Genomic DNA, 26,039 nt, shown 5'->3' with positions numbered 1-26,039 from the left:
GAAAAATGAAAAATATACCAAATATACTATCTACCTTTAGAATATTTTTAATACCCTTTTTTGTTTGGCAAATGATTAAAGGTAATACAACTAATGCAGCATTTATTTTAGTATTATCTGGTATTACAGATTTTTTAGATGGAAATTTAGCAAGAAAATTTAATTGGATAACTGACCTAGGAAAAATATTAGATCCTATTGCCGATAAATTAACCCAAGCAGCAATTTCTATTACAATGATTATATCTATAAAAAAATACCAATATTTTTTTATAATTATGATTTTAAAAGATTTAATAATGCTAATTTTAGGTGGATATTTAATGAAAAATGGAATAAAGCTTGAAGGAGCAAAATGGTTTGGTAAGGTTTCAACCTTTGTATATTATATGGTAATGATTATTTTATTATTTATACCTAATATGCCTAATTTTATTGTTGTAACTTTATTATTTATTGCAACTATTACAGCTATTATATCAGCTGTCCTTTACATTCCTGAATATGTTAGTAAAAGAAAAGAAATATTTTCAAATAATAACAAAAAAATGTAGACTTAAGTCTACATTTTTTTAATCTTCTGTGTTTATAGCATCAATAATTACTGTTTGCATTTCTTTTCCACTTCTTTCGACAATTACAGAATGATTTTTTGATTCCGCACCAATATTCTTTTTATAATCATCGCCTAGTATTATATTATAAACTTTTATAGGCTCATTTTCCGAGTCCTCTCCCTGTAAGTTAATTTTCATTAAATCACTAGTATAATCAATCTTTACCTTATCTATTTTAAAATTCGGATTATTAAATATTAACGTATAATTTTCGTCCCCTTTAATAATCCCACTAATTTCCTCAGTTTTATCTATGGCATTAAAAAATTCTAAAATCTCATCGTATTTTTCATTATTCATATTTAACTCCATTACAGTTGTCTTTCTCCCACTTCTACATGAAGTTAAAATAAATAGAAATGAAATTATTAGTAAAATCTTTTTCATAAAACACACCTCTATCTCAATTACTCGTATTTATTATATCATAGTCCCTATATTGCTGTAACTATAAAATATATATTTATATTATGGTATAATGTTTTTAAATATTGGAGGTTATTTATGAGAAAATCTTGGGATGAATATTTTATTGATTTAGCAAAAGGCGTTGCTGAAAGAGGTACTTGTGACAGAGCTTATGTCGGTTGTGTTTTAGTCAATAAAGACAATAGAATTGTCTCTACAGGTTATAACGGATCTGTATCTGGAAACCCTCACTGTGATGAAATTGGACATACTATGAGAGATGGCCATTGTATTGCTACTATACATGCTGAAATGAATGCTTTGTTATACTGTGCAAAAGAAGGAATTTCCGTTAAAGGATGTAAGTGTTATGTAACTCATTTTCCTTGTCTTAATTGTACTAAAGCACTAATTCAAGCTGGAATATCAAAAATATATTATCTAAATGGTTATAGAATTGATGACTATGCTATTGAATTGTTAGAAAAAAACAATATTGAACATGTTGAATTAAAATATTAATATTTAAAATCCTAGGTATATTCCAAAATTGCCCTATATTGGGAATATATCTAGGATTTTTATTTAAAAATATATTTTTATATTTTTTACTCTTGTATTATAGATAATGAAAGATTAATGAAATTATGGCAAATTTATATTTTTATTAAAATTTCTTTTTCAATTTTTCTTTTAATTCATCAAATTCTTCTGATATTTTTTCCCTGTATTTTTTAACCTTTGCTTTTCTTTCACCTGTTTTTTGTTCCCTTATTTTATATCTAGTTTCTCTTTCTAGATGTTTTTCAAGCTCTTTAGCTTCTTCAACTTCATACTGTACTTCTGATGCCTTAAATCTTGTAAGAACATGTTCATATTCTTCAAGTTCTTTATCTATGCCATCTATTTCTTCCTCTATTAGAAGAATAATCGCTTCCTCGTCTTCATTTACTAAAATCCCAACCTTTTCAATTAAGGACATATTTTTAGTAGCATCAGCTATGTCCATTCTATTACCTATTAAAACACCTAGGCCACTAAATAATAGTATTCCTACAGGACCACTTAATATACCAACAAGGCCTCCTATTAGGCCTCCCTTTATCATATCATCCCTTGTGTCTAAGCCTGAATCATAAATATCTTCTACTATTATTTTGTCATTACTCTTACTTACTATAACCATTTGGTTTATTGTATAATTATCTTTAATAGGGTTATTACTTAATTTGTCAAATACCTCATGAGCATCTTCACTATTTTTAAAATTTATTAAATCTACATTTTGTTTCATAACGTATTCCCCCTCTATAATAAGTTTATACCCTTTAAACTATTTCAATTATCAGTAATTGTTTTATTCAAATAAATACTATTTCATAAAAAATACAATTGACTTTTATACTTTAATATAATACTATTTTTAGTAATACATTTTTTATTCATCAAAGGAGGACATAAGATGGAACATACAATTTCTGTTATTGTAGAGAACAAAGCTGGTGTACTTTCAAGAGTATCTGGTCTTTTCTCAAGAAGAGGATATAATATTAAGAGTTTAGCAGTTGGTGAGACGGATATTCCAGGAATATCTAGAATGACAATTGTTGTAAACGGTGATGAGAAAACGATTGAACAAGTAGAGAAGCAACTCTATAAACTAATAGATGTAATTAAAGTCATCCATTTAACTGATGAAGAATTTGTTGAAAGAGAACTAGTTATGATTAAGTTAAATGTAAGTAAAAGTACAAGAACTGAAATTCTACAAGTTGTAGATATTTTCCGTTCTAAAGTAATAGATATGAATGTTAATTCCTTTGTTATTGAGGCAACAGGAACAACTAGTAAAATTTCAGCTTTAGAAAAAGCTTTACAACCATATGGTATACAGGAAATAGTTAGAACAGGTATGATAGCCTTATCAAGAGGTGCTAAAAAAAGTAAGGGGGTTTCCATTAAATGAAAATAACCGGTGCAAGAGCTGTAATAAAAGCATTAGAGGACAATAATATAAAATATATTTATGGTTATCCCGGAGGAGCGGTAACTCCCCTTTATGATGAACTTTTAAATACAGATATTGAACATATACTAGTAAGAAATGAACAAGCAGCTGCCCATGCTGCCAGTGGTCATTCCCGTACTTCGGATACTGTAGGTGTTTGCTTAGCAACGTCCGGTCCCGGTGCAACTAATTTAGTTACGGGTATAGCTACAGCTTTTATGGATTCTGTTCCATTAATAGCCATAACAGGACAAGTATCCACTTCAATGGTTGGAACAGACGCCTTCCAAGAAGTTGATATTACAGGAATAACTTTACCAATAGTCAAACATAGTTATTTAGTAAAAGACGCTTCTGAAATTCCACAAATTTTTGAAAATGCCTTTCATATAGCAAATACAGGTAGAAAAGGACCTGTTCTTATAGATATTCCTAAGGATATTCAATTAACTACCTTTGAATACGTTGAACCTACTAAACCTAAATTAATGGGATATAATCCAAATTATTACCCTAATATAAAACAGGTAGAAAGAATTAAAAGAATTTTAGAAAAATCTGAAAAACCTCTTTTATTAATTGGGGGAGGTGCTGTTTATTCAAAATGTTTCAAAGAATTAGAAGAATTATTTGAAAAAGTAAATGCACCAATATTAACTACCTTAATGGGGAAAGCGGCTATTAATAACAACCTTGAAAATTATTTTGGTATGTTAGGACTTCATGGAACAGCAGCTTCAAATTACGCAATTAACCAATGTGATTTAATTCTAAGTCTAGGAGCAAGGTTCGATGACAGAGCAACTATGCTTACAGATAATTTTGCTCAAAATGCAACTATTGTTCATGTTGACATTGACCCTGCTGAATTAGGAAAGAACATTACTACCCACTACCCGGTAGTTTCAGATATTAAAAATTTTCTAGATGAATTTAACCCAATTATTGATAAATTAGATTATTCTAATTGGATTAAGGATATTAAGAAACTAGATGAAAAATATCCAATGAAATATAATAAAGAAAATATAAATCCACCAATGGTTATAGATAGATTATGTAATTTAACTAAGGGTGAAGCATATATTTGTACTGAAGTTGGACAACATCAAATGTTTGCTGCTCAATTTTACAATTTTTCAAAACCTGACCGATTTATTACTTCCGGTGGATTAGGTACAATGGGATACGGACTACCAGCTGCTATTGGAGTAGCTAAAGCCAATCCTGATGCTACAGTTATAAATATTTGTGGTGATGGTTCTTTACAGATGAATTTTGCTGAAATTGCTACAGCCTTAGAGCAAAATCTACCTATTAAGTTGTTCCTATTTAATAATTCATCCCTAAATTTAGTAAGACAATTACAGTATTTTGGCAGTAATAAAAGATATAGCGGTATAGAGTTTACATGTAACCCAGACTTTTGCAAATTAGTAAAGTCCTACCCTAATACCGAAGCCTATAGAATAGATGATATTTCACAAATAGATGATGTTATTAACAAGGCCTTAAATAATGGAAAATTTACATTGGTAGAGGTTAATACCCAAACAACAGAAATAGTTTATCCTGTTGCTTCTGCAAGACTAGGTGTGAAAAAATTAGATTATTTTGATGGAGAGGAGATTCTATATTAATTTAAAATTTATAAAAGATTAATAGTTTTACACTTTATTGGTGTAATGCTATTAATCTTTTTTTTATATAATGTTGTATAATTTATATAGACTAAAAAATAAACAAAAAATCTTGGAGGTTATTTTGGCTGATTCAAATATTATGAATGTTATATCTATTGCTTTTGTTGCAATACTTACAATATATGCTTATTCAAAATACGATAAAAGACATAAGGAAAGAAAAAGACTATCTAAAATCGATGAAGAAAAAATTTGCTACTTATTTTCAAATGCTTATGTAAATATATTATCTATTAATGGAAAAATACCTGTTCCTATGGTTAAGGATGATTTAGATATATTTACGAAAATTCCTGACAAATCTAAAGGATATATTTTCGAATATACAAATACCTTAGAATTAAAATACCAATATGTAGAACTTCATGCTTTAAAGAAATCTGTACAAACAGATGAAATTACTTCTATCTATACTGTAAAACCTGGGCATGTATATTATATATACGGTGAAGATAAAAATGATAGTGAACTATCTTTAAAATTTAAAGATATAACCAAAGAAACAAAAAGGGAGAGTAATTAAACTCTCCCTTTAAATATTATACTAATGTAACACCACCATCAACTAGTAACAATTGTCCTGTTACATAATTTGATGCATCTGATGATAAGTACATAATTGTACCCATTAATTCTTCCATTTTTCCTAAACGTCCTGATGGATTATTTGCAAGATAGTTTTCAATTAAATCTTTTTCTTCTTTTAATTCATCTTCAAATATTCCCAAGCCTATAGCATTTACAGTAATACCATCTTTCATATAGGTAGCTGCTGTTGCTTTAGTAAGACCAACCATTGCTGCCTTAGATACATTGTAAGCATGTCTAACTAAAACATCGTCTTTACTAAATGAAATTGCACTTGCTGATGAAGTGTTTACAATTTTTCCATAGTTGTTTTTCTTCATTTCTGGAAGTAAATATTTCATAGCTAAATATGCAGATCTAACATTTATATTCATAGAAGTATTCCATTCTTCTTCAGTTAATTCTTCAACAGAACCATGTTGAATTACACCGGAATTGTTAAATAGAATGTCTATTCTACCAAATCTTTCAACTATTTCCTTTGCTGATTTTTTAATACTTTCCTCATCTGTTACATCACATTCAAAAGCAACTGCTATATATCCTTTGTCACCCATTTCTTTAAAAAGATCATCTAAATCGCTTTTGTTTTTAGCTAGAATTGCTACTTTTGCACCACAATCACCATAGCCTAGAGCTGCTAGTTTTCCTATTCTTGAATCAGCTCCAAATACCACTGCAACCTTGTCTGTAAAATCAAAATAATTCATATTTCCTCCTTATTTAGATAATTAAAGTAAAATATACAATTATCTATATTAAATTTATTATTGTATTAATAATATTATATACAATAAATATTGTTTTGAAAATGTTTTTCAAAAAATTCAATTTATACTTAAATGTAAGGGATATATAAATAGGAAACATTTCCATTATAATATTATAATATCATAATTGTCCTATTATAGAAAATAGACATGAAAACCATGTCTATTTTTATTCTATCTTTATATTGTATTATACTAAAGTAATTCCACCATCAACTAAAATTAATTGTCCAGTTACATAATTTGATGCATCTGATGATAAATACATAATTGTACCAATTAATTCTTCCATTTTTCCTGGTCTTCCAGCAGGGTTTGACGCATTATAAGCTTTCATAAAACCTTCATGCTTAAATAGGGTTCCCTCTGTCATTTCTGTTTCAAATAATCCAGGTCCAATAGTATTAATTGTAATACCATCCTTCATATATGTTGCAGCAGCCGCTTTTGTTAAACCTACCATAGCAGATTTTGAAACATTATATGCATGTCTTACTAAATCTTCATTTTTATCAAATAGTACTGCATTTACAGAAGCTGTATTAATAACTTTTCCATAATTGTTTTTTTTCATTTCTGGAATTAAGTACTTCATAGCCATGTAAGCTCCTCTAACATTTGTATTCATTGACTTATTCCATTGTTCAACAGTAATGTTTTCTACAGATCCTGGTACTGCAATACCTGCATTGTTGAATAATATGTCTATTTTTCCATATTTTTCAACTACTTCTTTTGCTGCTTTTTTAATGCTTTCTTCATTTGTCACATCACATTCAAACGCTGTAGCAATATAGCCCTTGTCATGCATTTCTTTAACAAGATCATCAAGTTTTTCTTTTCTTCTTGCTAAAACAGCTACCTTTGCTCCTGAATCTCCATAACCTAAAGCTGCTGCTTTACCTATTCCGGAAGAAGCCCCAAAAACTACAGCAACTTTATTTGTAAAATCAAAATAATTCATAATTCCTCCAATAATCACTTTTTTTATAGACAATACTTGTTGCGCTATTTAACGTTTTCACACTATCTATTATAGATATTATAACCAATTATATCATTTTTGAAAAGGTTTTACTAACTCTTTTTTAGAGTTTAGATGAATGTAAATTAAAATAAATCAAAAGTAAAATATACTTGACTTTTTATATGTTTTATTTTACTATATTTTCAGGAGGTTTTATATGGCTAAAAACTTACAACTAAAATCCGCTAGAGCAGCTAAAGATATGACACAGAAAGATTTAGCTATAATTGTTGGTGTATCTCGGCAGACAATAAATGCTATAGAAAAGGGAGATTATAATCCTACAATAAAACTCTGTCGTAAAATTTGCAGAGCATTAGATAAAAAACTAGATGATTTATTCTGGTTAGACGAGGAGGAAGATGATGAATAAAGTTTATTTAAAAAGCATTAAGGAAGGATTAAAAAAAACACCTGATGAAAGGGAAAAATTAATTTCCTACGATATAGATAGTAAGGTAAAATCTATATTTCTTATTTTTTTTATATTTATATTACCAATGACAATTTCTATTGGAAAATTGTTTTTTAAAAAAGATTACACCATAAAAGCTACTAATTTATACGGATATATACAATTATTTTATGGCTTATACCTATACCTTTCTGCCATTATGTATATCGGTAAAAATATAATCAACAAAAAGTCTCTAGTGGATATTTTTTGTGGTTCTGCATTAGTACCTATGTCCCTAGCATTAATATTACTAAATATGGATAATATTTCCACAACTCATTATATTTTTTGCTTTACCCTATATCCTATTATTTTATTTTTAATTTTAGGACTTGTATATAAAATATCTGTTAAATATGAGGAAGATGAGGAAGAATAGAACATGTTTAAAAAGGAGATATAAAGATGAATAAGTTTGAAAATTTTCTATATAAAAGATTTATAGGTTTTAATAATAATAGAGACGAATATCAAGAAAAAGAAATTAATAAAAAACTAGCATTAGGATATATTTTTGCATTTTATATGATACTTGTCCTTATGATGATTAGTTTTATAATTGATACTGTTAATCATACCATTTCCTTTGGTACTGTTGCCCTCTTTCTACTATTAGAATTCATTAGCCTATATATTTTTATTGGAATTAGGAAAAACAAGATAGATACTACTGAATGCTATAGCCAGGAAGAGTATAGATTAGCAATAAAAAAACTAAAAAAGAACAGTTTATTTATCGGAATATTTTGGGGAGTATCCATATTTCTTTTCACGGAAATGCTTAGTCCTTTTTTAACAGGAGAAAATTTTAATATTAAGTTTTTCAGCATTATAATTTACTCAATAGGTGGTTTTATCTTCGGTACAATCATGTATTTTTTAGAAAAAAGTAAATTAAAGAAAGAATTTTAACAATTTAGAATTCAACAAAAAGTCTAGGTAATCCTAGACTTCTTTTATTTTTACTCCTATGTCTATTGGTTTTGCATGGTACATAGCCGTTGTTACAAGTCCATTTGCACCAGTTCTAGCATATTCCAATATGTTATTTTCATTAATTCCACCGGCTGCTAAAATTATTATACTCGGGTTTATTAATCTTAATTCCTTAATTAGTTCTTCAAGTTCCGAAGCTTTTACCTTATCAAATTGTAGCCCATCTATTCCTGCTCTTGCAAGAATTCTAGCTTCTTCAAAGTCCTTTACCTCTACTACTATTTTCTTCTCACAACATTTTAGCTTTACCATATCTAGTTTTTTTACAAAATTTTCTATTCCACCAAGAAATTCCTTATGTTGATCAAATACAAGTATTGTTTCAGATAGTCCCATTCTATGGGGAACTGCCCCTCCCATTAAGATAGCTTTTGTAACTTGTTTTTTCGTTCCTGGAAAAACCTTTCTAGTTGTTAAAATAGGAATATTAAATCCGTTATTTTTAAGTAAATTTACCAATTTCCTAGTTTTTGTTGCTATGCCACAGCTGTTGTCTAAAAGATTTTGTCCAACCTTCCAGGCATATTGAACATTTTGTACATTCCCTAGTCCCGATATTAGTTCAGTTCCTTCTTCAACTTCTGAGCCTGACCTAACAAAATTTTCAACTTCTATTCCTAATATTTCAAATATTCCCTTAACTTCTTCACTTCCACTAACTATACAATTTTCCCTTGTAAAATAAGAAATTCTTGCTTCCCCTTCTTCTATTCCCAAGGAGAAACTCGTTAGATCAAAATATGGTATATCTTCTTCAATAAATTTCTCTAATTCCTCTCTTTTAAAAAACATTTTCCCTCCTAATAAATAAAATACTAATGGCCTTTTGTTTATTCTAAGGACTTCTAATATTATAAAAAATTAACTATTATAATCTTATTTATATTTACCCAATTCTAAAACTTCTTCTGAAATTTTTCTTATAGTTTCAACATCATGATCTATTAATAATATAGCTCTTTTTGTAGAGTCCTCTTTTAATAATTCAACAATTTTATTTTTTAACTTTTTATCTAAACCATTAAAAGGTTCATCTAATACAAATAAATCAGACTTATACCCGAATCCTCTAGCAAATGAAACTCTCCTTTTCATTCCATTTGAAAGCTCATTGGGATATTTATTACCATCATTTTCCATATCTATTATTTTTAACAAATCTTCAGCCTTATTCTTATTATTTATCACATAATTAATATTTTGAAAAGCATTTATATTGGGAATCAATCTATTTTCAGGAAAAACTGTAGAGGTTTTTATTTTTTTACTATATTCTATTACTCCTGCTGTTAATTCTTCTAAGCCCATTATTATTCTTGCTAAAGTTGTTTTCCCACAACCTGAAGGTCCTATTATAGAATATATTCCTCTATTTCCTATTTTAAAACTTAAATCTTTAAACAGTATTTTTTTATTAAATTCCTTTGAAATATTTTTACATTCTATCAATTAGAATCTCCTTTTATTTTATATGATTTATTTAAATATATATTAGTTGAAAATAATATTATTTTTTCTGTTAATATACTCATAATTATTACAACTATTGTCCAAGCAAATATTTCATCTGTATTAAGATATATTTTTCCATCAGCTATATGGCTACCGATTGTCATAGTTGCTGATGCCATCACTTCTGCTGTTATAACCGATTTCCATGCATACCCAAATCCTGTATGGACTGCTGCCAGTAAAAATGGCAGGGAATATGGCAAGTATATATTTTTTAATTGACTAATTTTACTCACTTTAAAAAACTCCGACATTTCAATTAAGTTATAATCTACAGCCTTAAAGCCTTCTATGGCATTACGCCAAACTAATGGTAACACCATAAAAACACATACTAATATTGGCAATTTCTCAACTTTCATAAAGACCAGTGCAAGTATAATAAAAGACGCTATGGGAGTTACTCTCAATATATTAAAAATAGGTAAAAATATATCCTTTGTTATAGGAATTAATAAATTTAATAGGGCAAAGAAAATTCCTAGGGTATAGGCTATTGTAAAACCAAAACCTATGCTTTTAACTGAATTTAATACTGAAAAATAAAAATTTTTCTCCTGTATTAATTCCATTAATTTTATAATTATATTTTTAGGCGACGGCAATACAATAGGTTTGTTTATTATTCTATAGGTAATTTCCCAAATAAAAATCCAAAATAATAATATTAGTAGATTTTTAATTAGTTTTTTCATATTTATTTAGTAAAATAAAAGTTATCATCGGGTAATTTTCCACCTACAGACTCAGGATTTGCATCAAAGAGAATTTCAAAAAATGGCTTTAATTTTGTTTTCATCTCTTCCCCATCAATATAGACCTGATTACTTTTCGGTATTGCTTCTAATGCTATTTTTTCCGGAACTATATTAAATTTACCGCAGTTTTTTGCTGTATTTTCCAAATCACTATGTACTAAGTCACAAGATTTTTTATATTCCTTTATAAAATCATTTAAAGCTTCCTTGTTTTCTTCAGCAAATTTCTTACTTATTACTGTACATCCTTGGGATAAGATAATATTTTCTTCAATTTTATTCCATTCATCTGTTAAATCCGATACTATTTTTATATCTTCATTTTCTGCCATTACCTTGCTTAAAGTAGGTTCTGGAATAGTTGCTATGGAAACTTGACCAGCTGAAAGTAAACCGGATATTTCCTCGTGACCAGGATAATATGTAATATTTACATCATTTTTTGGATTAATTCCTTTTTTATTTAAAATATATTCAAAGGTATATTGTGGTATAGCTCCTTTACCACTGGCTGAAACTTCCTTACCTTTAATATCATCAAGACTTTTTATTGACTCATCTGTTGACACCAACTTAATTACCCCTAAAGTATTAACTGCCAGTATTTCTATTTCTCCATTGGTTTTGTTATATAGTGTTGCTGCCATATTAGTTGGAATAGTTGCTATATCCAATTCACCAGAAATTAATTTTGCATTTAATTCATCTGGAGCTCCTCCTATGGTAAATTCATAATTGTTTTCAGTATTACCCTTTTCATTTTCATCCATTAAATTTACAATACCTATTCCGGGAAACCCTTTAATTGTTCCAACTTTAACATCTGTTTTTTTAGTTTCTACAACTGTTTCTTTAGTTTTTTCAGTTTCTTTATCTACATTATTTTCTCCATTACTACAAGCCACCATTAAAACCGATAAAATTAAAAGTAATGCTATTTTTTTTAAATTTTTCATTTATTCCTCCTTGTGTTTTTAGAAATATATCGCTTTGTAAAAAAATCACACACTTTCTGTGTGTAATATCATTATACTTTTAAAAATATAATCTTTCAAATAAAAAACAGCTATTATTGGGAAACCAATTAATAACTGTTTAATTTGTTTTCAGATTTTATTCTGCTGCTGTAGCTTCTGTTGGTGCCTCTGTTGAAGTTTCTTCTGTTGCATCTGTTGGTGATGTTTCTTCTGCAGGTTCTGTAGTATCAGCTGCAGTTGCCGGGTTATATGGAGCTATAGTTACTTCTCCTGTTAATTCGTTTATTTCCCCTTCTTTTATTTTTCCTATATGTTGAATTACTATTTTTGAGCCTTCTTTAAAGTCCGCTAATTTTGCCTCTTCACCTTTTTCATTAAATGCTTTAGTGTCTTTATTTTCAGTAAAGGTATATTTCTTACCTACAAATTTTTCATCACTACCTTCTTCACCTTCAATACCAACAATTGTGAATTTTTTCTTTCCATCTGCTTCTTCTATTTTTTCTACATCTGCATAAAATACGCTGGTCATTTTAGCTCTTTCTTCATTTTCTTTTTTTGTTTTAGCTGTATCCCATATTCCAAATATAGAAAGGGCTACAATTAAAGCTCCCATAACTATAAAAAATTTCTTCATTTATTCCTCCAAATCCATAATAATGTTTAAAATACAAAGGTTATTATATCATATTCTCCATATATATTTAAGTAATTTTAATTACCTTTTATAAACTTTTCGTAAACCTCTTCTAATACCCCATCATTATTACTAGAATCAGCTACATAGTCTACTACATTTTTTATTTCATCAACAGCATTTGATACTGCTACAGAAAGTCCTGCAACTTTTAGCATTTCCAAATCATTATGGTTATCGCCAATAGCTATAACCTCCTCAACATTAATTCCTAATATTCGACATAGGTTTTTAATTCCTTCTCCCTTGTTTACCTTTGGCGAAATAAACTCTAAATATCTGTTAGATGAAAAAGTATATCCTGCTTTAGAACGGATTTTACCTTCTAAATCATTTATTATTTCTCTTAAATAATTCATATTTGTATTTTGAAAAATTACTTTTGCAATATTTTGATTTTTTAAAAAATCTATATTATTTTGAATATTTTGCCATTTTATGCCTTTTTCCTTCATTAATCTAGCTTCATCGTCATTAATGTTATACACATAAAGATCATTATTAGTATAAACTTGTATACCAATATCCTTTTTTAATCCATATTTAAATAATTTTTCTGCTGTTATAAAATCCAATCCCTTAAAATATAAAATCTCTCCATCTTTTGCCTTTGTTATTGCAGCACCGTTTAAACCGATTATATATTCATCATCTAATTTATCGAAACCTAACCACTTGATTTCATTTTGTAGAGAATTTTGTCCCCTTCCTGATGCTGGAACAAATTTTATACCATAATCTTCATCTAGTAATTTAACTATTTCTAAATTATTTTTAGGAATTTCACTTTTATCATTTAAAAAAGTTTCATCCATATCACTGGCTATTAATTTATATTTCATTTTTTTACTCCTAATCAAATTCAACTTTAAAATCCTCATTGTAGTAAGCCTTAAAACACATTTTCACCTGGTCAAAAGTTGTTCTATCCTTTGACATTGAAGGAATTTCATCAATTCCAAAATATCCACTTTTTAAAGTTTCAATATTTTTTTGAAACCTTCCTCCATTTAATTTACACAAAACAAATATCTTTATAATATTGTAAGTATACTTTGGCTCATTATGTCTTTTTCTATCTTGAACAGCAATAATTCTTACTGGCTCAACATCTACTCCTGCCTCTTCCATTGTTTCCTTTATAATATTCTCCCTTATAGAAAGATTATGGTCAACCCAACCTCCTGGCATAGTCCAAAGCTTATTTAATTCTTGAACAAGTAGGATTTTATTATCCTTAAAAACAGCTGCTCTACAGTCTAATTTAGGAGTCTTATATCCTGTTTTTGTAAAAAATAATCTATCTATATTTTCAAAATCATCTTTATTTTTATGATTTTTTATTTCATCAGATATTTCTCCTACTCTTTTAAGCCTGTCTATATCAAAAACATTTTTGGTGTTTTTAATTCCATGTCTATAAATATTGTCTAACTCTTCTGTAACCTTATTCCAATTTAAATTTTCCATAAAAAACACCACCTATTTAGTCAAATAAAATATCTGAACTTAAATTATTGTAAGCATTAAAACACATCTCAATTTGCTTATAATTTGTCTTACTTGTCATTAATTTAGGAAGGCTATCCAGTTCAAAATATCCACTTTTAATAGTTTCCTCATTTTCTTCAAATTCACCATTTATATATTCACATAGTACAAAAAATCTACATAAATCATATATATAAATCGGCTTATTATGTTTCTTCCTATCTTGTATAGCAATTAATCTTGTTGGTTTAACTGTAAGACCGGCTTCCTCCCTTACTTCTTTTATAATGTTTTCTTTTATAGATAAGTCCGGTTCTACCCAACCACCTGGTAAAGTCCAAAGTCCATTATTTTCCTGTACTAATAAAATCTTCTTTTCTTTAAATACCGCTGCCCTACTATCTAGTTTAGGTGTCTGATACCCGGCATCTTTAGAAAAAAACGTCTTTAGTTCATCGTGACTATGACTTGAATATTCTTCAATAATATCATAGGATAAATCCCTTATTTTTTCATATTCCTTTAATAAAACTTCATCTTCACAATAAAAAAGTCCTGAAAGGGCCAATGACCTTAATTCATTAGCCCAATTTAGCCATTGTAAATTATTCATTTCTTACCTTTCTTAATAATGCTTTAAATTATAATATAATCTATATAAATAATTTTATATTATATAGGAGAATAAAACTACTATTATATTTATTTTCCAACAATTTTTTCTACTGCCATTATTCCATCTACTGCAGAACTCATTATTCCACCGGAATATCCAGCACCTTCTCCTATTGGATAAAGGCCCTTTGTGTTTATTGACTGATAATTTTCCTTATTCCTTAATATTCTTATAGGTGAAGATGACCTTGTTTCTACACCAGTTAAAACTCCATCTTCAAGAGAAAAACCATTTAATCTTTTATCTAAGTTTATTATAGCTTCCTTAATTGCCTCATTTATACTTTCAGGATATATGCTATTTAAATCCGTTAGTTTATAGCCAGGTTTATAACTTGGTTTCACATCTCCTATCTCTGTTGATGGAATCCCATTTATATAGTCCTTTATTAATTGAACAGGGGCAAAATATTTTCCCCCACCTAATTCATAGGCTTTTCTTTCTATTTCTTCTTGAAAATACATTCCAGCCAGTAACTCTTCTCCATAATCCTTTTCAGAGATATTTGCAATAATTGCACTATTGGCATTTTCTAAATCCCTTGCATGATAACTCATTCCATTAACACATAATTCATCTTTAAAGGAAGATGCTGATATAACCCTTCCACCAGGGCACATACAAAAAGTATAAACTCCTCTGCCTTCCTTTGATTTATATGTTAATTGATACTCTGCTGCCAATAATTTAGCTGATGCAAAAGATTCTCCATATTGGGATTTGTCTATTAGTATTTGAGGATGCTCTATTCTAAATCCTACTGCAAAGGCCTTGTTCTCTATTTCTATTCCCCTATTTAAAATCATTTTAAAAGTATCTCTAGCACTATGGCCTATTGCTAAAAACAAATCCTCTGTTTCAAAATCACCCTTATTGGTCTTTATTCCTACTATTTTATTATTTTCAATTTTAATATCCTCCAGTTTTGTTTCAAAATAAACATCACCACCATAGGATGTAATTTTTTCCCTAATATTTTTTACAACCCCTCTTAATAAATCCGTTCCAATATGCGGTTTTTGCAGTATCATAATTTCTTCAGGGGCACCATTTTCTACAAATATTTTAAGTACTTCCCTAATTCTAAAATTATTGGATCTGCTGGTTAATTTACCATCGGAAAAAGTACCAGCCCCTCCTTCGCCAAATTGAACATTTGATTCATAATTGAGTTTGCCTGTTTCCCAAAAATATTCAATATCGTCTGCTCTACTATCTACGTCTTTTCCTCTTTCTATAATAATTGGTCTGTAGCCATTTTTAGCAAGCATATACCCACAAAATAACCCTGCAGGACCAAGTCCTACAACTATTGGTCTTTTTTCAAATTTTCTTATGGGATTTATTTCAAAAACTTTCTCTTCATAAATTTTTACATCATTATCCTTTAATTTAGAAAGTCTTTTTTCAGATAATTCAAGGTTTACCAGCACTTGATAGACAAATAAAATATTGTTTTTCTTTCTTGCATCTATTGATTTTCTATAAATCTCATAAGAAAAATCGTCATATTTTATTTTTAATTTTTTCTTTATTTTTTCCTTAATTTTACTAGTATCTTCATCTATTCCTAGTTTTATATTACTTATAATAATCATATTTTCTCCTGTTTCTAATATAGCTTAAGTAAATGTTAGTATTTCTGCTATGATTTTTTTAAAACTAATTTATTAATTTACAAAAACCATATATTTTATAATAATCACCATTATTATAACAAAAAAGAACAGATTTCTCTGTTCTTAAGCTATTGGAAATTCTACATTGAAAAACAGCCATTCATTTTTATATGTTGTTGTAATTTTACCATTATGAAGCTTTATTATCTTTCCTGCAATAGAAAGGCCAAGACCAAATCCACCAGTATCTCTTGAACGAGATTCATCTGCCCTATAAAATCTGTTGAAGATTTGCTGTTCATCTTCCTTAGTAAAATTTTTAATTCTATTTCCTATTTTCATTGAAGCAGTTTTCCGAACTCGATTTAAATTAACCAAAATTACATTATCGTCTTGAGAATACTTTATAGCATTATCTATTAAAATATTAATTACCTGTTGTATTTGCTCATAGTCTGCTAAAATCATTATGTCATCTTGTATTTCAGTTTTCAAGGTTTTTCCAACAATTTCTGCCCGTCCCTTAAAATCCTTACAGGTATTAACCAATAATTTTGACAAGTTAATTTTTTCCATAGCCTCTTGACTAGCTTCATCGGTTTTTGAAAGGGTTATTAAGTTTTTAATTAACTTATCCATTCTTGCCAGTTGATTTTTAGTACTTTCAGTCCACTCACTTTCACCATTTAATATTTCTATCATTTCAGTGTTTGCAGAAATTATAGATATTGGAGTCTTAAGCTCATGGCTAGCGTCTGCTATAAAATGCTTTTGTCTTTCTTCATTGTCAATAAAGGGTTTAAGGGCTTTCTTTGAAAATACAGCTACAATAATCAAACCTAAGGAAGTAAGTAATATTCCTATATATAAAGAAGTTCTAAGTATTGATTTTTGGGACTGTAATTCATCAAATATATCTAAAAATATAACTATTTTACCGTCCTTTATTTTCTTTATATTGTATCTATAAATGTCGTAATAACCTTCTGTCCTTCTTCTTTTTATAACTCTATTGGCTAGTTCAATAGCTTCCTCTTTGTTTTTTGTTACTATTCTATCGGTATTTGACTTTAACACATTATTGTCTTTATCGTATTCTACATAAAAAAACCTCTGTCTATATACAGAATCTAAAGTAGTATCTAAATCCTCATTTCTATTTAACATTTCCGATATGTTTCTTAAATCTTTAATTTCAATTAACTCATAATGATCATATAAAAAAGAAATCATCTTATCTGCTTGTTCTCTTGTTCTATTTATAGTAACTATATTAATAGTAGATATAGTTAAACCTAAAATAAACAAAATAGCAATAGTTGTAATTACAATGAAATTTCTTCTTAACCTACTGTACATTTTTTATTCCCAATTTAAAGCCATATTCTATATCCCCATAAATTTCATAATCCGATTCTAATTCTTGAAATTTTTTATTAATATATGCAATGTACAGTTTAATCTTTGAATGATTATCTTCTTTATTTTCGTATTTTAAAGTTGAAAGTAATTGATTAATTTCGATTTTTCCATCTATATTAGTAATGAATTTATTTAAAATTTTTACCTCTTCTTTATTTAAAATTAAAGATTTATTTTCTTTTTCCAATTTACTATCAGCAATATTATATAGAACATCTCCAAAGTTATATGTTTCAATAAATTTATTATTTCTTCTTATTAAAGCCTTAATCCTAGCTATTAGTTCATTTGTTTGAAAAGGTTTAGCTAAATAATCATCAGCTCCAGAATCTAACCCATTAACCTTGTCTTCATTTTCACCTTTAGCTGTTACCATAATAATCGGCGTAGAGATATTTTTATTTCTAATTTCCTTAAGTACCTCTATACCATCAAGTCTTGGCATCATAATATCTAAAATAATTACATCATAATTATTGTTTATTGCTAAATTTAACGCTTCCTCCCCATCAAAAGCATTATCCACTTCATAACCATTATATTCAAGTATTGTTGATATTGCCCTTGAAAGTTGTTTCTCATCTTCTGCATATAATAATTTCATACTATACTCCTTCATTCTTAATAAAAGACATTATAGTTTCTAAGTTTAAATCCGTTGTAGCCATTTCATCGGCACATTTCTTTAACTCTTCTTTAAATAATTCCTTGTTTTGAATATCCTTCTTATACATTAGCTGGTGTTCCAAACTTGCCCAACAGTCCATAGCAATAGTTCTAATTTGTGCCTCAGCATATATATTTTTAATATTCCCATCTATTTCAATAGGTAGCATTATTATTATATGATAACTTCTATAACCATTGCTTTTCGGTTTATTAATATAGTCCTTTTCTACAACAATTTTAACATCTTTTATTTCCTTTATTTTTTTTACAATAAATTCAATATCGCTAATAAAGGTACAAATTATTCTAAAACCACAAATATCATGTAAATATTCCATAGCATTATTAGAAGTAGGCTCTTGTTCTAACTTAATTAATTTATCCTTCGCACTTTCTGGATGTTTAACCCTATATTTTATATGCTCTACCGGATTTCTATCTTCAAAAGAAGAATAATCTTCTCCACTGTTCTTTATTATTTCATATATAGTTTTCATGGCTTTTTCTATATATAGTAAATTCTCTTTATAAAAATCTAAATAATCTTCATTGTTTATATAATCTAATTCCATCTTAAAACCTCCCTTACCTATTATATATTATTAAAGTTAAAATTTTCTTAATATAAAGGATATTTATCATTTAAAAACAAAAATAGTCATATATGTATTAATTATTTTAAATATAAAATCTCCCTATGAAATATCTATGTTATTATTAAAACATAAATAGAAATTAAAACCAATTTACAAATATATGATAAATCCTATGAAACTATTTTTATATTGTAAAATATAAATATTTTTATTCCTATATTTATAATATTGGAGTTCTTTTACTTACTATAGGAGATGTTTTTAAAATAAGGAAGTGTAAATATGAGAAACTTAACCAAGGGAAATGAACTAAAGGCCATATTATTATTTAGCCTGCCTTTAATAATGGGCAATATGCTACAACAACTATACAATGTTGTAGACACCTTAATAGTAGGAAAAGTTATTGGAGGCACTGCCTTAGCTGCTGTAGGGTCCTCCTTTGCTTTAATGACCTTTATTACAGCTATAACTTTAGGCTTTTGTATGGGAAGTAGTGTGGTATTTTCCCAATTATATGGTGCTGGAAAATTAAATACCTTAAAAACAGGAATTTTCAACTCCTTTATTTTTATTGGAGCTTTAAGTCTTATAATAAATATCCTAGCTTTTTTACTGTTAAATAAAATTATCATATTACTAAATATTCCTGCTGAAGCTGTTGATGAAACAAAAATATATCTTAGAATTATTTTTATTGGAATAATGTTTACCTTTATTTATAACTTTTTTTCAGCAGTACTTAGAAGTGTGGGAAATTCAGTAGCACCCTTAGTCTTTTTAGCAATTGCTGCAGTAATAAATATTGTTCTAGATATTATATTTGTTCTTCCTTTTCAACTAGGAGTTGCCGGTGCGGCTTTAGCCACTATTATTGCTCAATTTATATCAGCTTTATGCTCTGTTGTTTACTTCTTTAAGAAAAACGACAATTTAAAACCAAGTAAAGAGCATTTTAAATTAGACCTTCCTCTATTGAAACTTATTGCCTCTAATTCCATACTTACAAGTGTTCAACAATCTATTATGAATTTGGGAATATTAATGGTCCAAGGCCTAGTTAATAGTTTTGGTTTACAAGTTACAGCTGCTTTTGCAGCAGCAGTAAAAATTGATGCTTTCGCCTATATGCCTGTACAGGACTTTGGAAATGCCCTGTCTACATATGTTGCTCAAAACTACGGTGCTAATGAAACTAATAGAATAAGAAAGGGAGTAAAACTGTCAATACTCGTATCTAGTTTATTTTGTATTGCTATATCCTGTATAGTTTTTATTTTTTCTTCTTCTTTAATGAAAATTTTCGTTAAGGCTAGCGAGATTGAAATAATAGCAATTGGTAGTAAATATTTGAAAATAGAAGGCTCTTTTTATATATTAATAGGTATTCTATTTATTCTATATGGTTTTTATAGGGGTATTAGTAAACCTGGAATTGCTGTAATTCTAACTATTATATCCCTAGGTCTACGAGTATTTCTGTCATATTTCCTATCTTCTATTAATAGCATAGGAATTATTGGAATATGGATTTCAATACCTATTGGTTGGTTATTTGCAGATCTCTTTGGGTTTGTTTATTATAAAATAAATAAGAATAAAATTTTAGAATAATATACAATACTTTTATTTTTCAATATTATAGTATAAGATATTCTTATAAATTATAGGGGGTTTTAAATTGAAAAAAATATTAGGCTTATTACTTGTTTTTACTTTGTTATTAACTTCGTGTACTAACAATAATGAAAAATCTTTACCTGCAACAGATTCCAAAGAAACTGAAGCAACTGAAAATATAGAACCTATAAAAAAATCTACTTTCGAAATTAAGGACAATGATGTATTAATTGGCGAAACTGGATTGAAGTTTACCATTCCTGAAAACTATAAACAATATACCAATGAAGAAATACTTGAAACATTGGAGCTGGGAAATGAGGCCTTAGGTTCCGAAATGACAGAGGAAGAAAAAACACTTTTTTTAGACTCTACCTTGTTTTTTGAAAATAATGAAAACTTTAGCTCTATACAGTTAATGCTTGATAATACTGTCGGTAAAATAACCTTAGAGGAATTTATAGAAATCCTAGAGGATCCTACAGCTGAAGATGTTTCCGTTGAGAATATTGAAATAGAAGGAATTCCTGCTAAATTAACAAAGTATAAATTAGCTTTTGACGATGAGGAACTTTTTTATACAGAAATAGCCCTAGTAAAAGGTGATGATGCTTTTATAGCTACTTTTACTACAGACAACGAAAACTCTATGGATAATCTTATAGATAATTTTTCTAAATAGTAAAAGACCATATACTTATTTTTTGTATATGGTCCTTTTTGTTAAACTTCTATTCTTTTATAGTCCTGAATCATATTCCATTGCTTCTAAAACATTAATAACTTTTGTTCTTAAATTTAAAATTTTATTTAATTCTCCACTGGAAACAGTTTCTCTTAAACTTCCACCTTCTAAGTAGTCAACCATAGCTTGTGTTTTATACTGTATTTTTCCACTACTTCTGTCATCTCTTACATAGGTTGGAACAAAATTAATATTTTTAATTTCTGTAGTATCCTTTTTGAAATCTTTTGTAAATTCCATTTCTACAAACAATCCAACTTCTACTCCTTCTATACCTAAAAATTCTTTTCTTTGGCCTGAAATTGAATTTCCTAAAGAATAGACTATGTATTTATCCTTTCCATCTACTTCAACTTTTTCAACTGGCTGAACAACATGAGGATGACTTCCTAATACCATATCTGCTCCCCAATTTAACATTTTATGGCCTAATTCCTTTTGTTTTTCTGTAGGCATTTCCATATATTCTTCTCCCCAATGAGGAAAAACCAATATTATATCTACATTTTTGTCTTTTAATTCCTTTATATCCTTTTCTATTTGTGTTTCATCTAAAGGACTAACCATTCCCTTTTCATTATCGGCTAAGATTACCTCTAAGCCATTAAATCTTTCTGTATAGGCTAAAACGCCGATTTTTATTCCATTTACTTCCTCTATTAAGTAATCTTTTTCCCCATCTTTCCAAGTTCCTGTATGCTTTATACCATATTTGTCTAAGGCGTCTATTGTATCTTTAACTCCCTGTACCTTTGAGTCTAGGCAGTGATTATTTGCTGTAGTCAATATATCAAATCCGGCATTTTTTAAGTCCTCTATGGAATTTTCCGGAGTATTAAACATAGGATAATCCGATAGCTCTCTTGTTGGAGTACTGGTTGTTTCGTAATTTCCTATCATTAAATCAGCAGCTTGTATATATTTTTCCATATCATTATAGAAAAATCTAAAATCATACTTACCTGTTTCTTCATTAATGTTGCTGTTAAATGTTCCTGGGTGATACATAATATCGCCAGTTACTGTTATTTTAACATTTTCGATTCTTTCTACACTTTCTAATTCTACCTCTTCTACACTTTTTATTTCTTCCGTTTTTACAGATTCTGTTTTACTACTACATGATACTAAAATTAATGATAAAAATAATATATATATTATTTTTCTATAGTGTTTCTTCATTACAGCTACCTCTTTTCTTTTACTTATATTATAGTATATCCTATTTTAGAGATATATTCATTTAGAAGAATTAATATTAATATTTTTTTATAATATTACATAATAAGTTTTTTATATAAATAGCAAGTATAGGTTTGTACTTATAATTATATAAATATGTAGTTATATAGCTTGTCTCTTGATTAATTTATAATATTTTTCTATCTTTGTATTTAATTTGAATAATAAAGCTTCTTAAAAAAATTTTACTTTTTAATAAATTTGCATAATATATTCATAAAATTTTATCCCCTTTTAAAAATTAGTATTATTTATTCATAATTATACCATTTTACTCTTGCACTAAGTTGCTTTACTATGGTATAATACTTAGAATTAATCAAATTGAAAGGAGTATTTTATGGCTAAAAAGTTTAAAAAAATACTAGTGGCTAATAGAGGAGAAATCGCTATAAGAATTTTTAGAGCCTGTTCAGAGCTGGGAATTAGATCTGTAGCTATTTATTCCGAAGAAGATAATACAGCTCTTTTTAGAACAAAGGCTGATGAATCCTACCAAGTTGGATTCGGGAAAACTCCTTTAGAAGCTTATTTAGATATGAATGAAATAATTACTTTAGCAAAAAGTAAAGGAGTTGACGCTATTCATCCAGGATATGGCTTCTTATCTGAAAATAAGGAATTTGCTAGAAGATGTGAGGAAAATGGAATTACTTTTATAGGTCCTAGTTATGAAATTCTTGACAGTCTGGGAGATAAAATAAAATCAAAAATAGTGGCTAAAAAAGCCAATGTTCCTACTATTCCTGGTGTTGACAAACCTATACGGACTAAACAAGATGCTTTAGATTTCGCTAAGGAAGCAGGTTACCCTGTTATGATAAAAGCTGCTGCCGGAGGCGGTGGTAGAGGTATGAGAATAGTAGAAAAAGAGGAAGATTTAATTCCTGCTTTTAGAAATGCCCAATCGGAAGCTAAAAAAGCTTTTGGAATTGATGATATGTTTATTGAAAAATATTTAAAAAAACCTAAACATATTGAAGTTCAAATCCTTGGTGATAAGGAAGGTAATATTGTACATCTATATGAAAGGGACTGTTCTATTCAAAGACGTCACCAAAAGATTATAGAATTTACTCCAGCTTTCTCCTTACCAATAGAAGTAAGAGAAAGAATTTGCGAAGACGCTTTAAAAATTGCCAACAGTGTAAAATACTATAATGCAGGAACTGTTGAATTTTTAGTAGACTCTGATTTAAACCACTATTTTATTGAAGTAAACCCGAGAATACAAGTTGAACATACAGTATCTGAATTAGTTACTGGTATAGATATAGTTCAGTCTCAAATTTTAATAGCTGAAGGACATAGACTCGACAGTGAAGAAATAGGAATAGAATCTCAAGATTCTGTTATATTAAACGGATATTCTATACAATGTAGGGTTACTACGGAAGATCCAGCTAATAATTTTGCACCAGATACAGGAAAAATTGATGTTTACAGGTCGGGTTCTGGTTTTGGAGTTAGACTCGATGTTGGAAACGGATATGTTGGCTCAATAATTACCCCATTTTACGATAGTCTTCTAGTAAAAATGACATCTAAGTCAAGAACTTTTAAAGATGCTATTAACAAATCGAAAAGAGCTTTAAAAGAACTTAAAATCAGCGGAGTAAAAACCAACATACCATTTTTAGTAAATGTTCTTAATTCAGAACAATTCCAACAAGGAACTTGTAACACCGGTTTTATAGAAAATAATCCACAACTATTTGATGTCAAACCAAGAAATGACAGGGAATTAAAGGTTCTTAATTTTATTGGTGAAAATGTTGTTAATAATAAAAATAGAATTAATGGAGAATTTGATACTCCTTTAACTTTTGATGATTTAGATACTTCTTCCTTTAAATCCGGTACTAAACAAATTTTCGATTTAAATGGAGTTGATGGTTTATTAGATTGGATTAAAGGTCAACAAAAGGTACTTTTAACCGATACTACCTATAGGGATGCACATCAATCTTTACTTGCAACTAGGGTTAGAACAGTAGACATGCTAAGAGTAGCCCCTGCTGTTTCAAATTATATGAGCGATTTATTCTCCCTAGAAATGTGGGGCGGTGCAACTTTTGATGTTGCTTACAGATTCCTACAAGAAGACCCTTGGATTAGGTTGGAAGAACTTCGTAAACGCATACCTAATATTCTTTTCCAAATGCTACTTAGGGGTAATAACACCGTTGGCTATAAAAACTATCCAGATAATGTAGTTAAAAGATTTGTTAAAGAATCAGCTAAAAATGGAATAGATATTTTTAGAGTATTTGACTCTCTAAACTGGATTGAAGGTATGAGATATGCAATGGATCAAGTACTTGAAAGTGGAAAAATTCTAGAAGGTACTATTTGTTATACCGGTGACATACTAGATGAGACTAGAGACAAATATTCACTACAATATTATATAGACATGGCAAAAGAACTTGAAAAAGCCGGTTCCCATATAATAGGCATAAAGGATATGTCCGGTTTATTAAAACCATATGCTAGTGCTAAACTTATAAAAGCATTAAAAAATGAAGTTTCTGTTCCTATTCACCTACACACCCATGACACTACAGGTAACGGTGTTGCTACAGTTCTTATGGCTGCAGAAGTAGGAGTAGATATTGTCGATACAGCCTTTAACTCTATGAGTGGATTAACAAGCCAACCTGCTTTAAACTCTGTAGTTGCTGCATTGGAAAATACAAGAAGAAATACCGGAATAAATTTAGATAATGCTGAAATTATTTCAAAATATTGGGAAAGTGTAAGACCAATATATGCAAATTTTGAATCCGATTTAAAATCAGGCTCTACAGAAATTTACAAGTACGAAATACCTGGTGGACAATATTCCAACTTAAAACCTCAAGTTGAAAGTTTTGGTTTAGGTCATAGATTTAAAGAAGTTAAAGACATGTACAAAAATGTAAATGAAATGGTTGGAGATATAGTTAAGGTTACTCCTTCATCTAAAATGGTTGGGGACTTTGCTATATTTATGGTTCAAAATGGTTTAACTCCTGAAAATATAGTAGAAAAAGGAAGTCATTTAGATTATCCTGACTCTGTTGTAACATATTTTAAAGGTATGATGGGACAACCATTAGGCGGCTTCCCTGAAGATCTTCAAAAAATAGTATTAAAGGGAGAGGAACCTATTACTGTTCGTCCTGGAGAATTATTACCAGATGAAGATTTTGAAGCAAATAAAAAATATCTTGATGAAAAATACGGTATAGATACTACTGAGAAAGATTTACTTGCCTACGCATTGTACCCTAAGGTTTTTGAAGATTATTTAGATAATTTAAAATTAAATGGTTCATTATCCCATGTTAGTAGTTTAGTTTTCTTCCACGGAATTAACGTTGGCCAAACAAGAGAAGTAGAAATAGATGAAGGAAAAACACTAATTGTCAAATTAGTTGAAATGAGCCGAACAGATGA

28 protein-coding genes are annotated in these 26,039 nt (G+C 28.6%); 11 read left to right on the top strand and 17 right to left on the bottom strand.

Annotated elements, in window-relative coordinates; genetic code table 11:
- Positions 1-5: 5 nt before the first annotated feature.
- Entirely contained in the window at positions 6-554 is a 549-nt protein-coding gene (locus WAO56_RS11200) for a CDP-alcohol phosphatidyltransferase family protein (protein WP_422144524.1), read from the top strand.
- A gap of 18 nt (positions 555-572) precedes the next feature.
- On the opposite strand, the gene WAO56_RS11195 is transcribed toward WAO56_RS11200, so the two are convergent.
- Positions 573-1,004, bottom strand: a complete 432-nt coding sequence (locus WAO56_RS11195) for a membrane lipoprotein lipid attachment site-containing protein (protein WP_422144523.1) — start codon at positions 1,002-1,004, stop codon at positions 573-575.
- Between the two features lie 117 nt (positions 1,005-1,121).
- On the opposite strand from WAO56_RS11195, the gene WAO56_RS11190 reads away from it, so the two are divergent.
- A complete protein-coding gene (locus tag WAO56_RS11190) occupies positions 1,122-1,547 on the top strand; it encodes a deoxycytidylate deaminase (protein WP_422144522.1) in 426 nt (141 codons plus the stop codon).
- Between the two features lie 145 nt (positions 1,548-1,692).
- Here the strand turns inward: WAO56_RS11190 and WAO56_RS11185 are convergent, their stop codons facing one another.
- Positions 1,693-2,319: a hypothetical protein gene (locus tag WAO56_RS11185; RefSeq protein ID WP_422144521.1), complete on the bottom strand. Its 627-nt coding sequence runs from the start codon at positions 2,317-2,319 to the stop codon at positions 1,693-1,695.
- Between the two features lie 168 nt (positions 2,320-2,487).
- Between WAO56_RS11185 and ilvN the strand changes: the two genes are divergently transcribed.
- From ilvN to WAO56_RS11170, 3 genes are all read left to right on the top strand, one after another.
- Positions 2,488-2,991: an acetolactate synthase small subunit gene (gene ilvN, locus WAO56_RS11180; protein WP_422144520.1), complete on the top strand. Its 504-nt coding sequence runs from the start codon at positions 2,488-2,490 to the stop codon at positions 2,989-2,991.
- Positions 2,988-4,673, top strand: coding sequence for a biosynthetic-type acetolactate synthase large subunit (gene ilvB, locus WAO56_RS11175; protein WP_422144519.1), 1,686 nt, complete (start codon positions 2,988-2,990; stop codon positions 4,671-4,673). The genes ilvN and ilvB overlap by 4 nt, the downstream gene beginning before the upstream one ends.
- A 124-nt stretch (positions 4,674-4,797) precedes the next feature.
- Entirely contained in the window at positions 4,798-5,259 is a 462-nt protein-coding gene (locus tag WAO56_RS11170) for a hypothetical protein (RefSeq protein ID WP_422144518.1), read from the top strand.
- 16 nt (positions 5,260-5,275) lie between these two features.
- Here WAO56_RS11170 and WAO56_RS11165 read toward each other — a convergent pair whose 3' ends face one another.
- A complete protein-coding gene (locus WAO56_RS11165; protein ID WP_422144517.1) occupies positions 5,276-6,034 on the bottom strand; it encodes an SDR family NAD(P)-dependent oxidoreductase in 759 nt (252 codons plus the stop codon).
- 250 nt (positions 6,035-6,284) lie between these two features.
- Positions 6,285-7,058 (bottom strand): SDR family NAD(P)-dependent oxidoreductase, encoded by a 774-nt coding sequence (locus WAO56_RS11160; protein WP_422144516.1) that lies wholly within the window; start codon positions 7,056-7,058, stop codon positions 6,285-6,287.
- Positions 7,059-7,278: 220 nt separating this feature from the next.
- On the opposite strand from WAO56_RS11160, the gene WAO56_RS11155 reads away from it, so the two are divergent.
- From WAO56_RS11155 to WAO56_RS11145, 3 genes are read left to right on the top strand one after another with little or no spacing between them, the layout of a single operon-like run.
- A complete protein-coding gene (locus WAO56_RS11155; RefSeq protein WP_422144515.1) occupies positions 7,279-7,494 on the top strand; it encodes a helix-turn-helix transcriptional regulator in 216 nt (71 codons plus the stop codon).
- Positions 7,487-7,957 carry a hypothetical protein gene (locus WAO56_RS11150; RefSeq protein WP_422144514.1) on the top strand — a complete coding sequence of 157 codons (471 nt, stop codon included), beginning with the start codon at positions 7,487-7,489 and terminating at the stop codon, positions 7,955-7,957. The genes WAO56_RS11155 and WAO56_RS11150 overlap by 8 nt, the downstream gene beginning before the upstream one ends.
- Positions 7,958-7,983: 26 nt before the next feature.
- The gene (locus WAO56_RS11145) at positions 7,984-8,490 is read left to right on the top strand and encodes a DUF3278 domain-containing protein (protein ID WP_422144513.1); all 507 of its coding nucleotides are present in this window, start codon (positions 7,984-7,986) and stop codon (positions 8,488-8,490) included.
- A 33-nt stretch (positions 8,491-8,523) separates the two neighbouring features.
- Here WAO56_RS11145 and modD read toward each other — a convergent pair whose 3' ends face one another.
- From modD to WAO56_RS11085, 12 genes are all read right to left on the bottom strand, one after another.
- Complete coding sequence (gene modD, locus WAO56_RS11140; protein ID WP_422144512.1) at positions 8,524-9,366, bottom strand: ModD protein; 843 nt, start codon at positions 9,364-9,366, stop codon at positions 8,524-8,526.
- Positions 9,367-9,450: 84 nt separating this feature from the next.
- Positions 9,451-10,023, bottom strand: coding sequence for an ATP-binding cassette domain-containing protein (locus WAO56_RS11135; RefSeq protein ID WP_422144511.1), 573 nt, complete (start codon positions 10,021-10,023; stop codon positions 9,451-9,453).
- Positions 10,020-10,781, bottom strand: coding sequence for an ABC transporter permease (locus tag WAO56_RS11130; protein WP_422144510.1), 762 nt, complete (start codon positions 10,779-10,781; stop codon positions 10,020-10,022). The genes WAO56_RS11135 and WAO56_RS11130 overlap by 4 nt, the downstream gene beginning before the upstream one ends.
- Before the next feature lie 2 nt (positions 10,782-10,783).
- Positions 10,784-11,800, bottom strand: coding sequence for an ABC transporter substrate-binding protein (locus WAO56_RS11125; protein WP_422144509.1), 1,017 nt, complete (start codon positions 11,798-11,800; stop codon positions 10,784-10,786).
- 157 nt (positions 11,801-11,957) lie between these two features.
- Complete coding sequence (locus WAO56_RS11120; RefSeq protein ID WP_422144508.1) at positions 11,958-12,458, bottom strand: hypothetical protein; 501 nt, start codon at positions 12,456-12,458, stop codon at positions 11,958-11,960.
- Positions 12,459-12,535: 77 nt separating this feature from the next.
- A complete protein-coding gene (locus WAO56_RS11115) occupies positions 12,536-13,360 on the bottom strand; it encodes an HAD family hydrolase (RefSeq protein ID WP_422144507.1) in 825 nt (274 codons plus the stop codon).
- A 10-nt stretch (positions 13,361-13,370) separates the two neighbouring features.
- On the bottom strand, positions 13,371-13,988 hold the full coding sequence (locus WAO56_RS11110) for an NUDIX domain-containing protein (RefSeq protein ID WP_422144506.1): 618 nt from the start codon (positions 13,986-13,988) through the stop codon (positions 13,371-13,373).
- 16 nt (positions 13,989-14,004) lie between these two features.
- Entirely contained in the window at positions 14,005-14,622 is a 618-nt protein-coding gene (locus tag WAO56_RS11105; RefSeq protein ID WP_422144505.1) for an NUDIX hydrolase N-terminal domain-containing protein, read from the bottom strand.
- A gap of 89 nt (positions 14,623-14,711) precedes the next feature.
- On the bottom strand, positions 14,712-16,283 hold the full coding sequence (locus tag WAO56_RS11100; RefSeq protein ID WP_422144504.1) for an NAD(P)/FAD-dependent oxidoreductase: 1,572 nt from the start codon (positions 16,281-16,283) through the stop codon (positions 14,712-14,714).
- Positions 16,284-16,427: 144 nt separating this feature from the next.
- Positions 16,428-17,663: a sensor histidine kinase gene (locus WAO56_RS11095; protein WP_422144503.1), complete on the bottom strand. Its 1,236-nt coding sequence runs from the start codon at positions 17,661-17,663 to the stop codon at positions 16,428-16,430.
- Complete coding sequence (locus tag WAO56_RS11090) at positions 17,653-18,330, bottom strand: response regulator transcription factor (protein ID WP_422144502.1); 678 nt, start codon at positions 18,328-18,330, stop codon at positions 17,653-17,655. Before WAO56_RS11090 ends, WAO56_RS11095 begins: the two co-directional genes overlap by 11 nt.
- 1 nt (position 18,331) lies before the next feature.
- Positions 18,332-18,967 (bottom strand): GTP pyrophosphokinase, encoded by a 636-nt coding sequence (locus tag WAO56_RS11085; RefSeq protein ID WP_422144501.1) that lies wholly within the window; start codon positions 18,965-18,967, stop codon positions 18,332-18,334.
- Positions 18,968-19,273: 306 nt separating this feature from the next.
- On the opposite strand from WAO56_RS11085, the gene WAO56_RS11080 reads away from it, so the two are divergent.
- Together WAO56_RS11080 and WAO56_RS11075 are read left to right on the top strand one after the other, a co-directional pair.
- Positions 19,274-20,605, top strand: coding sequence for an MATE family efflux transporter (locus WAO56_RS11080; RefSeq protein WP_422144500.1), 1,332 nt, complete (start codon positions 19,274-19,276; stop codon positions 20,603-20,605).
- Positions 20,606-20,672: 67 nt separating this feature from the next.
- On the top strand, positions 20,673-21,293 hold the full coding sequence (locus tag WAO56_RS11075) for a hypothetical protein (protein WP_422144499.1): 621 nt from the start codon (positions 20,673-20,675) through the stop codon (positions 21,291-21,293).
- Positions 21,294-21,350: 57 nt separating this feature from the next.
- Here WAO56_RS11075 and WAO56_RS11070 read toward each other — a convergent pair whose 3' ends face one another.
- On the bottom strand, positions 21,351-22,538 hold the full coding sequence (locus WAO56_RS11070; RefSeq protein WP_422144498.1) for a CapA family protein: 1,188 nt from the start codon (positions 22,536-22,538) through the stop codon (positions 21,351-21,353).
- Between the two features lie 400 nt (positions 22,539-22,938).
- Here WAO56_RS11070 and WAO56_RS11065 point away from each other — a divergent pair.
- A partial coding sequence (locus WAO56_RS11065) for a pyruvate carboxylase (RefSeq protein WP_422144497.1) occupies positions 22,939-26,039 on the top strand: 3,101 nt, incomplete at its 3' end.

The sequence above is a fragment of the Miniphocaeibacter sp. genome (genome assembly GCF_049276255.1).
Taxonomy (GTDB): Bacteria; Bacillota; Clostridia; order Tissierellales; family Peptoniphilaceae; genus Miniphocaeibacter.
This window is presented reverse-complemented; position numbering and strand designations above follow the sequence as displayed.

What these genes read in the sequence shown, in the direction of transcription:
- WAO56_RS11200 (WP_422144524.1), top strand. Translation starts at nt 6, where the DNA reads ATGAAAAATATACCAAATATACTATCTACCTTTAGAATATTTTTAATA.
- WAO56_RS11195 (WP_422144523.1), bottom strand. Translation starts at nt 1,004, where the DNA reads ATGAAAAAGATTTTACTAATAATTTCATTTCTATTTATTTTAACTTCA.
- WAO56_RS11190 (WP_422144522.1), top strand. Translation starts at nt 1,122, where the DNA reads ATGAGAAAATCTTGGGATGAATATTTTATTGATTTAGCAAAAGGCGTT.
- WAO56_RS11185 (WP_422144521.1), bottom strand. Translation starts at nt 2,319, where the DNA reads ATGAAACAAAATGTAGATTTAATAAATTTTAAAAATAGTGAAGATGCT.
- ilvN (WP_422144520.1), top strand. Translation starts at nt 2,488, where the DNA reads ATGGAACATACAATTTCTGTTATTGTAGAGAACAAAGCTGGTGTACTT.
- ilvB (WP_422144519.1), top strand. Translation starts at nt 2,988, where the DNA reads ATGAAAATAACCGGTGCAAGAGCTGTAATAAAAGCATTAGAGGACAAT.
- WAO56_RS11165 (WP_422144517.1), bottom strand. Translation starts at nt 6,034, where the DNA reads ATGAATTATTTTGATTTTACAGACAAGGTTGCAGTGGTATTTGGAGCT.
- WAO56_RS11160 (WP_422144516.1), bottom strand. Translation starts at nt 7,058, where the DNA reads ATGAATTATTTTGATTTTACAAATAAAGTTGCTGTAGTTTTTGGGGCT.
- WAO56_RS11155 (WP_422144515.1), top strand. Translation starts at nt 7,279, where the DNA reads ATGGCTAAAAACTTACAACTAAAATCCGCTAGAGCAGCTAAAGATATG.
- WAO56_RS11150 (WP_422144514.1), top strand. Translation starts at nt 7,487, where the DNA reads ATGAATAAAGTTTATTTAAAAAGCATTAAGGAAGGATTAAAAAAAACA.
- WAO56_RS11145 (WP_422144513.1), top strand. Translation starts at nt 7,984, where the DNA reads ATGAATAAGTTTGAAAATTTTCTATATAAAAGATTTATAGGTTTTAAT.
- modD (WP_422144512.1), bottom strand. Translation starts at nt 9,366, where the DNA reads ATGTTTTTTAAAAGAGAGGAATTAGAGAAATTTATTGAAGAAGATATA.
- WAO56_RS11130 (WP_422144510.1), bottom strand. Translation starts at nt 10,781, where the DNA reads ATGAAAAAACTAATTAAAAATCTACTAATATTATTATTTTGGATTTTT.
- WAO56_RS11125 (WP_422144509.1), bottom strand. Translation starts at nt 11,800, where the DNA reads ATGAAAAATTTAAAAAAAATAGCATTACTTTTAATTTTATCGGTTTTA.
- WAO56_RS11120 (WP_422144508.1), bottom strand. Translation starts at nt 12,458, where the DNA reads ATGAAGAAATTTTTTATAGTTATGGGAGCTTTAATTGTAGCCCTTTCT.
- WAO56_RS11115 (WP_422144507.1), bottom strand. Translation starts at nt 13,360, where the DNA reads ATGAAATATAAATTAATAGCCAGTGATATGGATGAAACTTTTTTAAAT.
- WAO56_RS11110 (WP_422144506.1), bottom strand. Translation starts at nt 13,988, where the DNA reads ATGGAAAATTTAAATTGGAATAAGGTTACAGAAGAGTTAGACAATATT.
- WAO56_RS11105 (WP_422144505.1), bottom strand. Translation starts at nt 14,622, where the DNA reads ATGAATAATTTACAATGGCTAAATTGGGCTAATGAATTAAGGTCATTG.
- WAO56_RS11100 (WP_422144504.1), bottom strand. Translation starts at nt 16,283, where the DNA reads ATGATTATTATAAGTAATATAAAACTAGGAATAGATGAAGATACTAGT.
- WAO56_RS11095 (WP_422144503.1), bottom strand. Translation starts at nt 17,663, where the DNA reads ATGTACAGTAGGTTAAGAAGAAATTTCATTGTAATTACAACTATTGCT.
- WAO56_RS11090 (WP_422144502.1), bottom strand. Translation starts at nt 18,330, where the DNA reads ATGAAATTATTATATGCAGAAGATGAGAAACAACTTTCAAGGGCAATA.
- WAO56_RS11085 (WP_422144501.1), bottom strand. Translation starts at nt 18,967, where the DNA reads ATGGAATTAGATTATATAAACAATGAAGATTATTTAGATTTTTATAAA.
- WAO56_RS11080 (WP_422144500.1), top strand. Translation starts at nt 19,274, where the DNA reads ATGAGAAACTTAACCAAGGGAAATGAACTAAAGGCCATATTATTATTT.
- WAO56_RS11070 (WP_422144498.1), bottom strand. Translation starts at nt 22,538, where the DNA reads ATGAAGAAACACTATAGAAAAATAATATATATATTATTTTTATCATTA.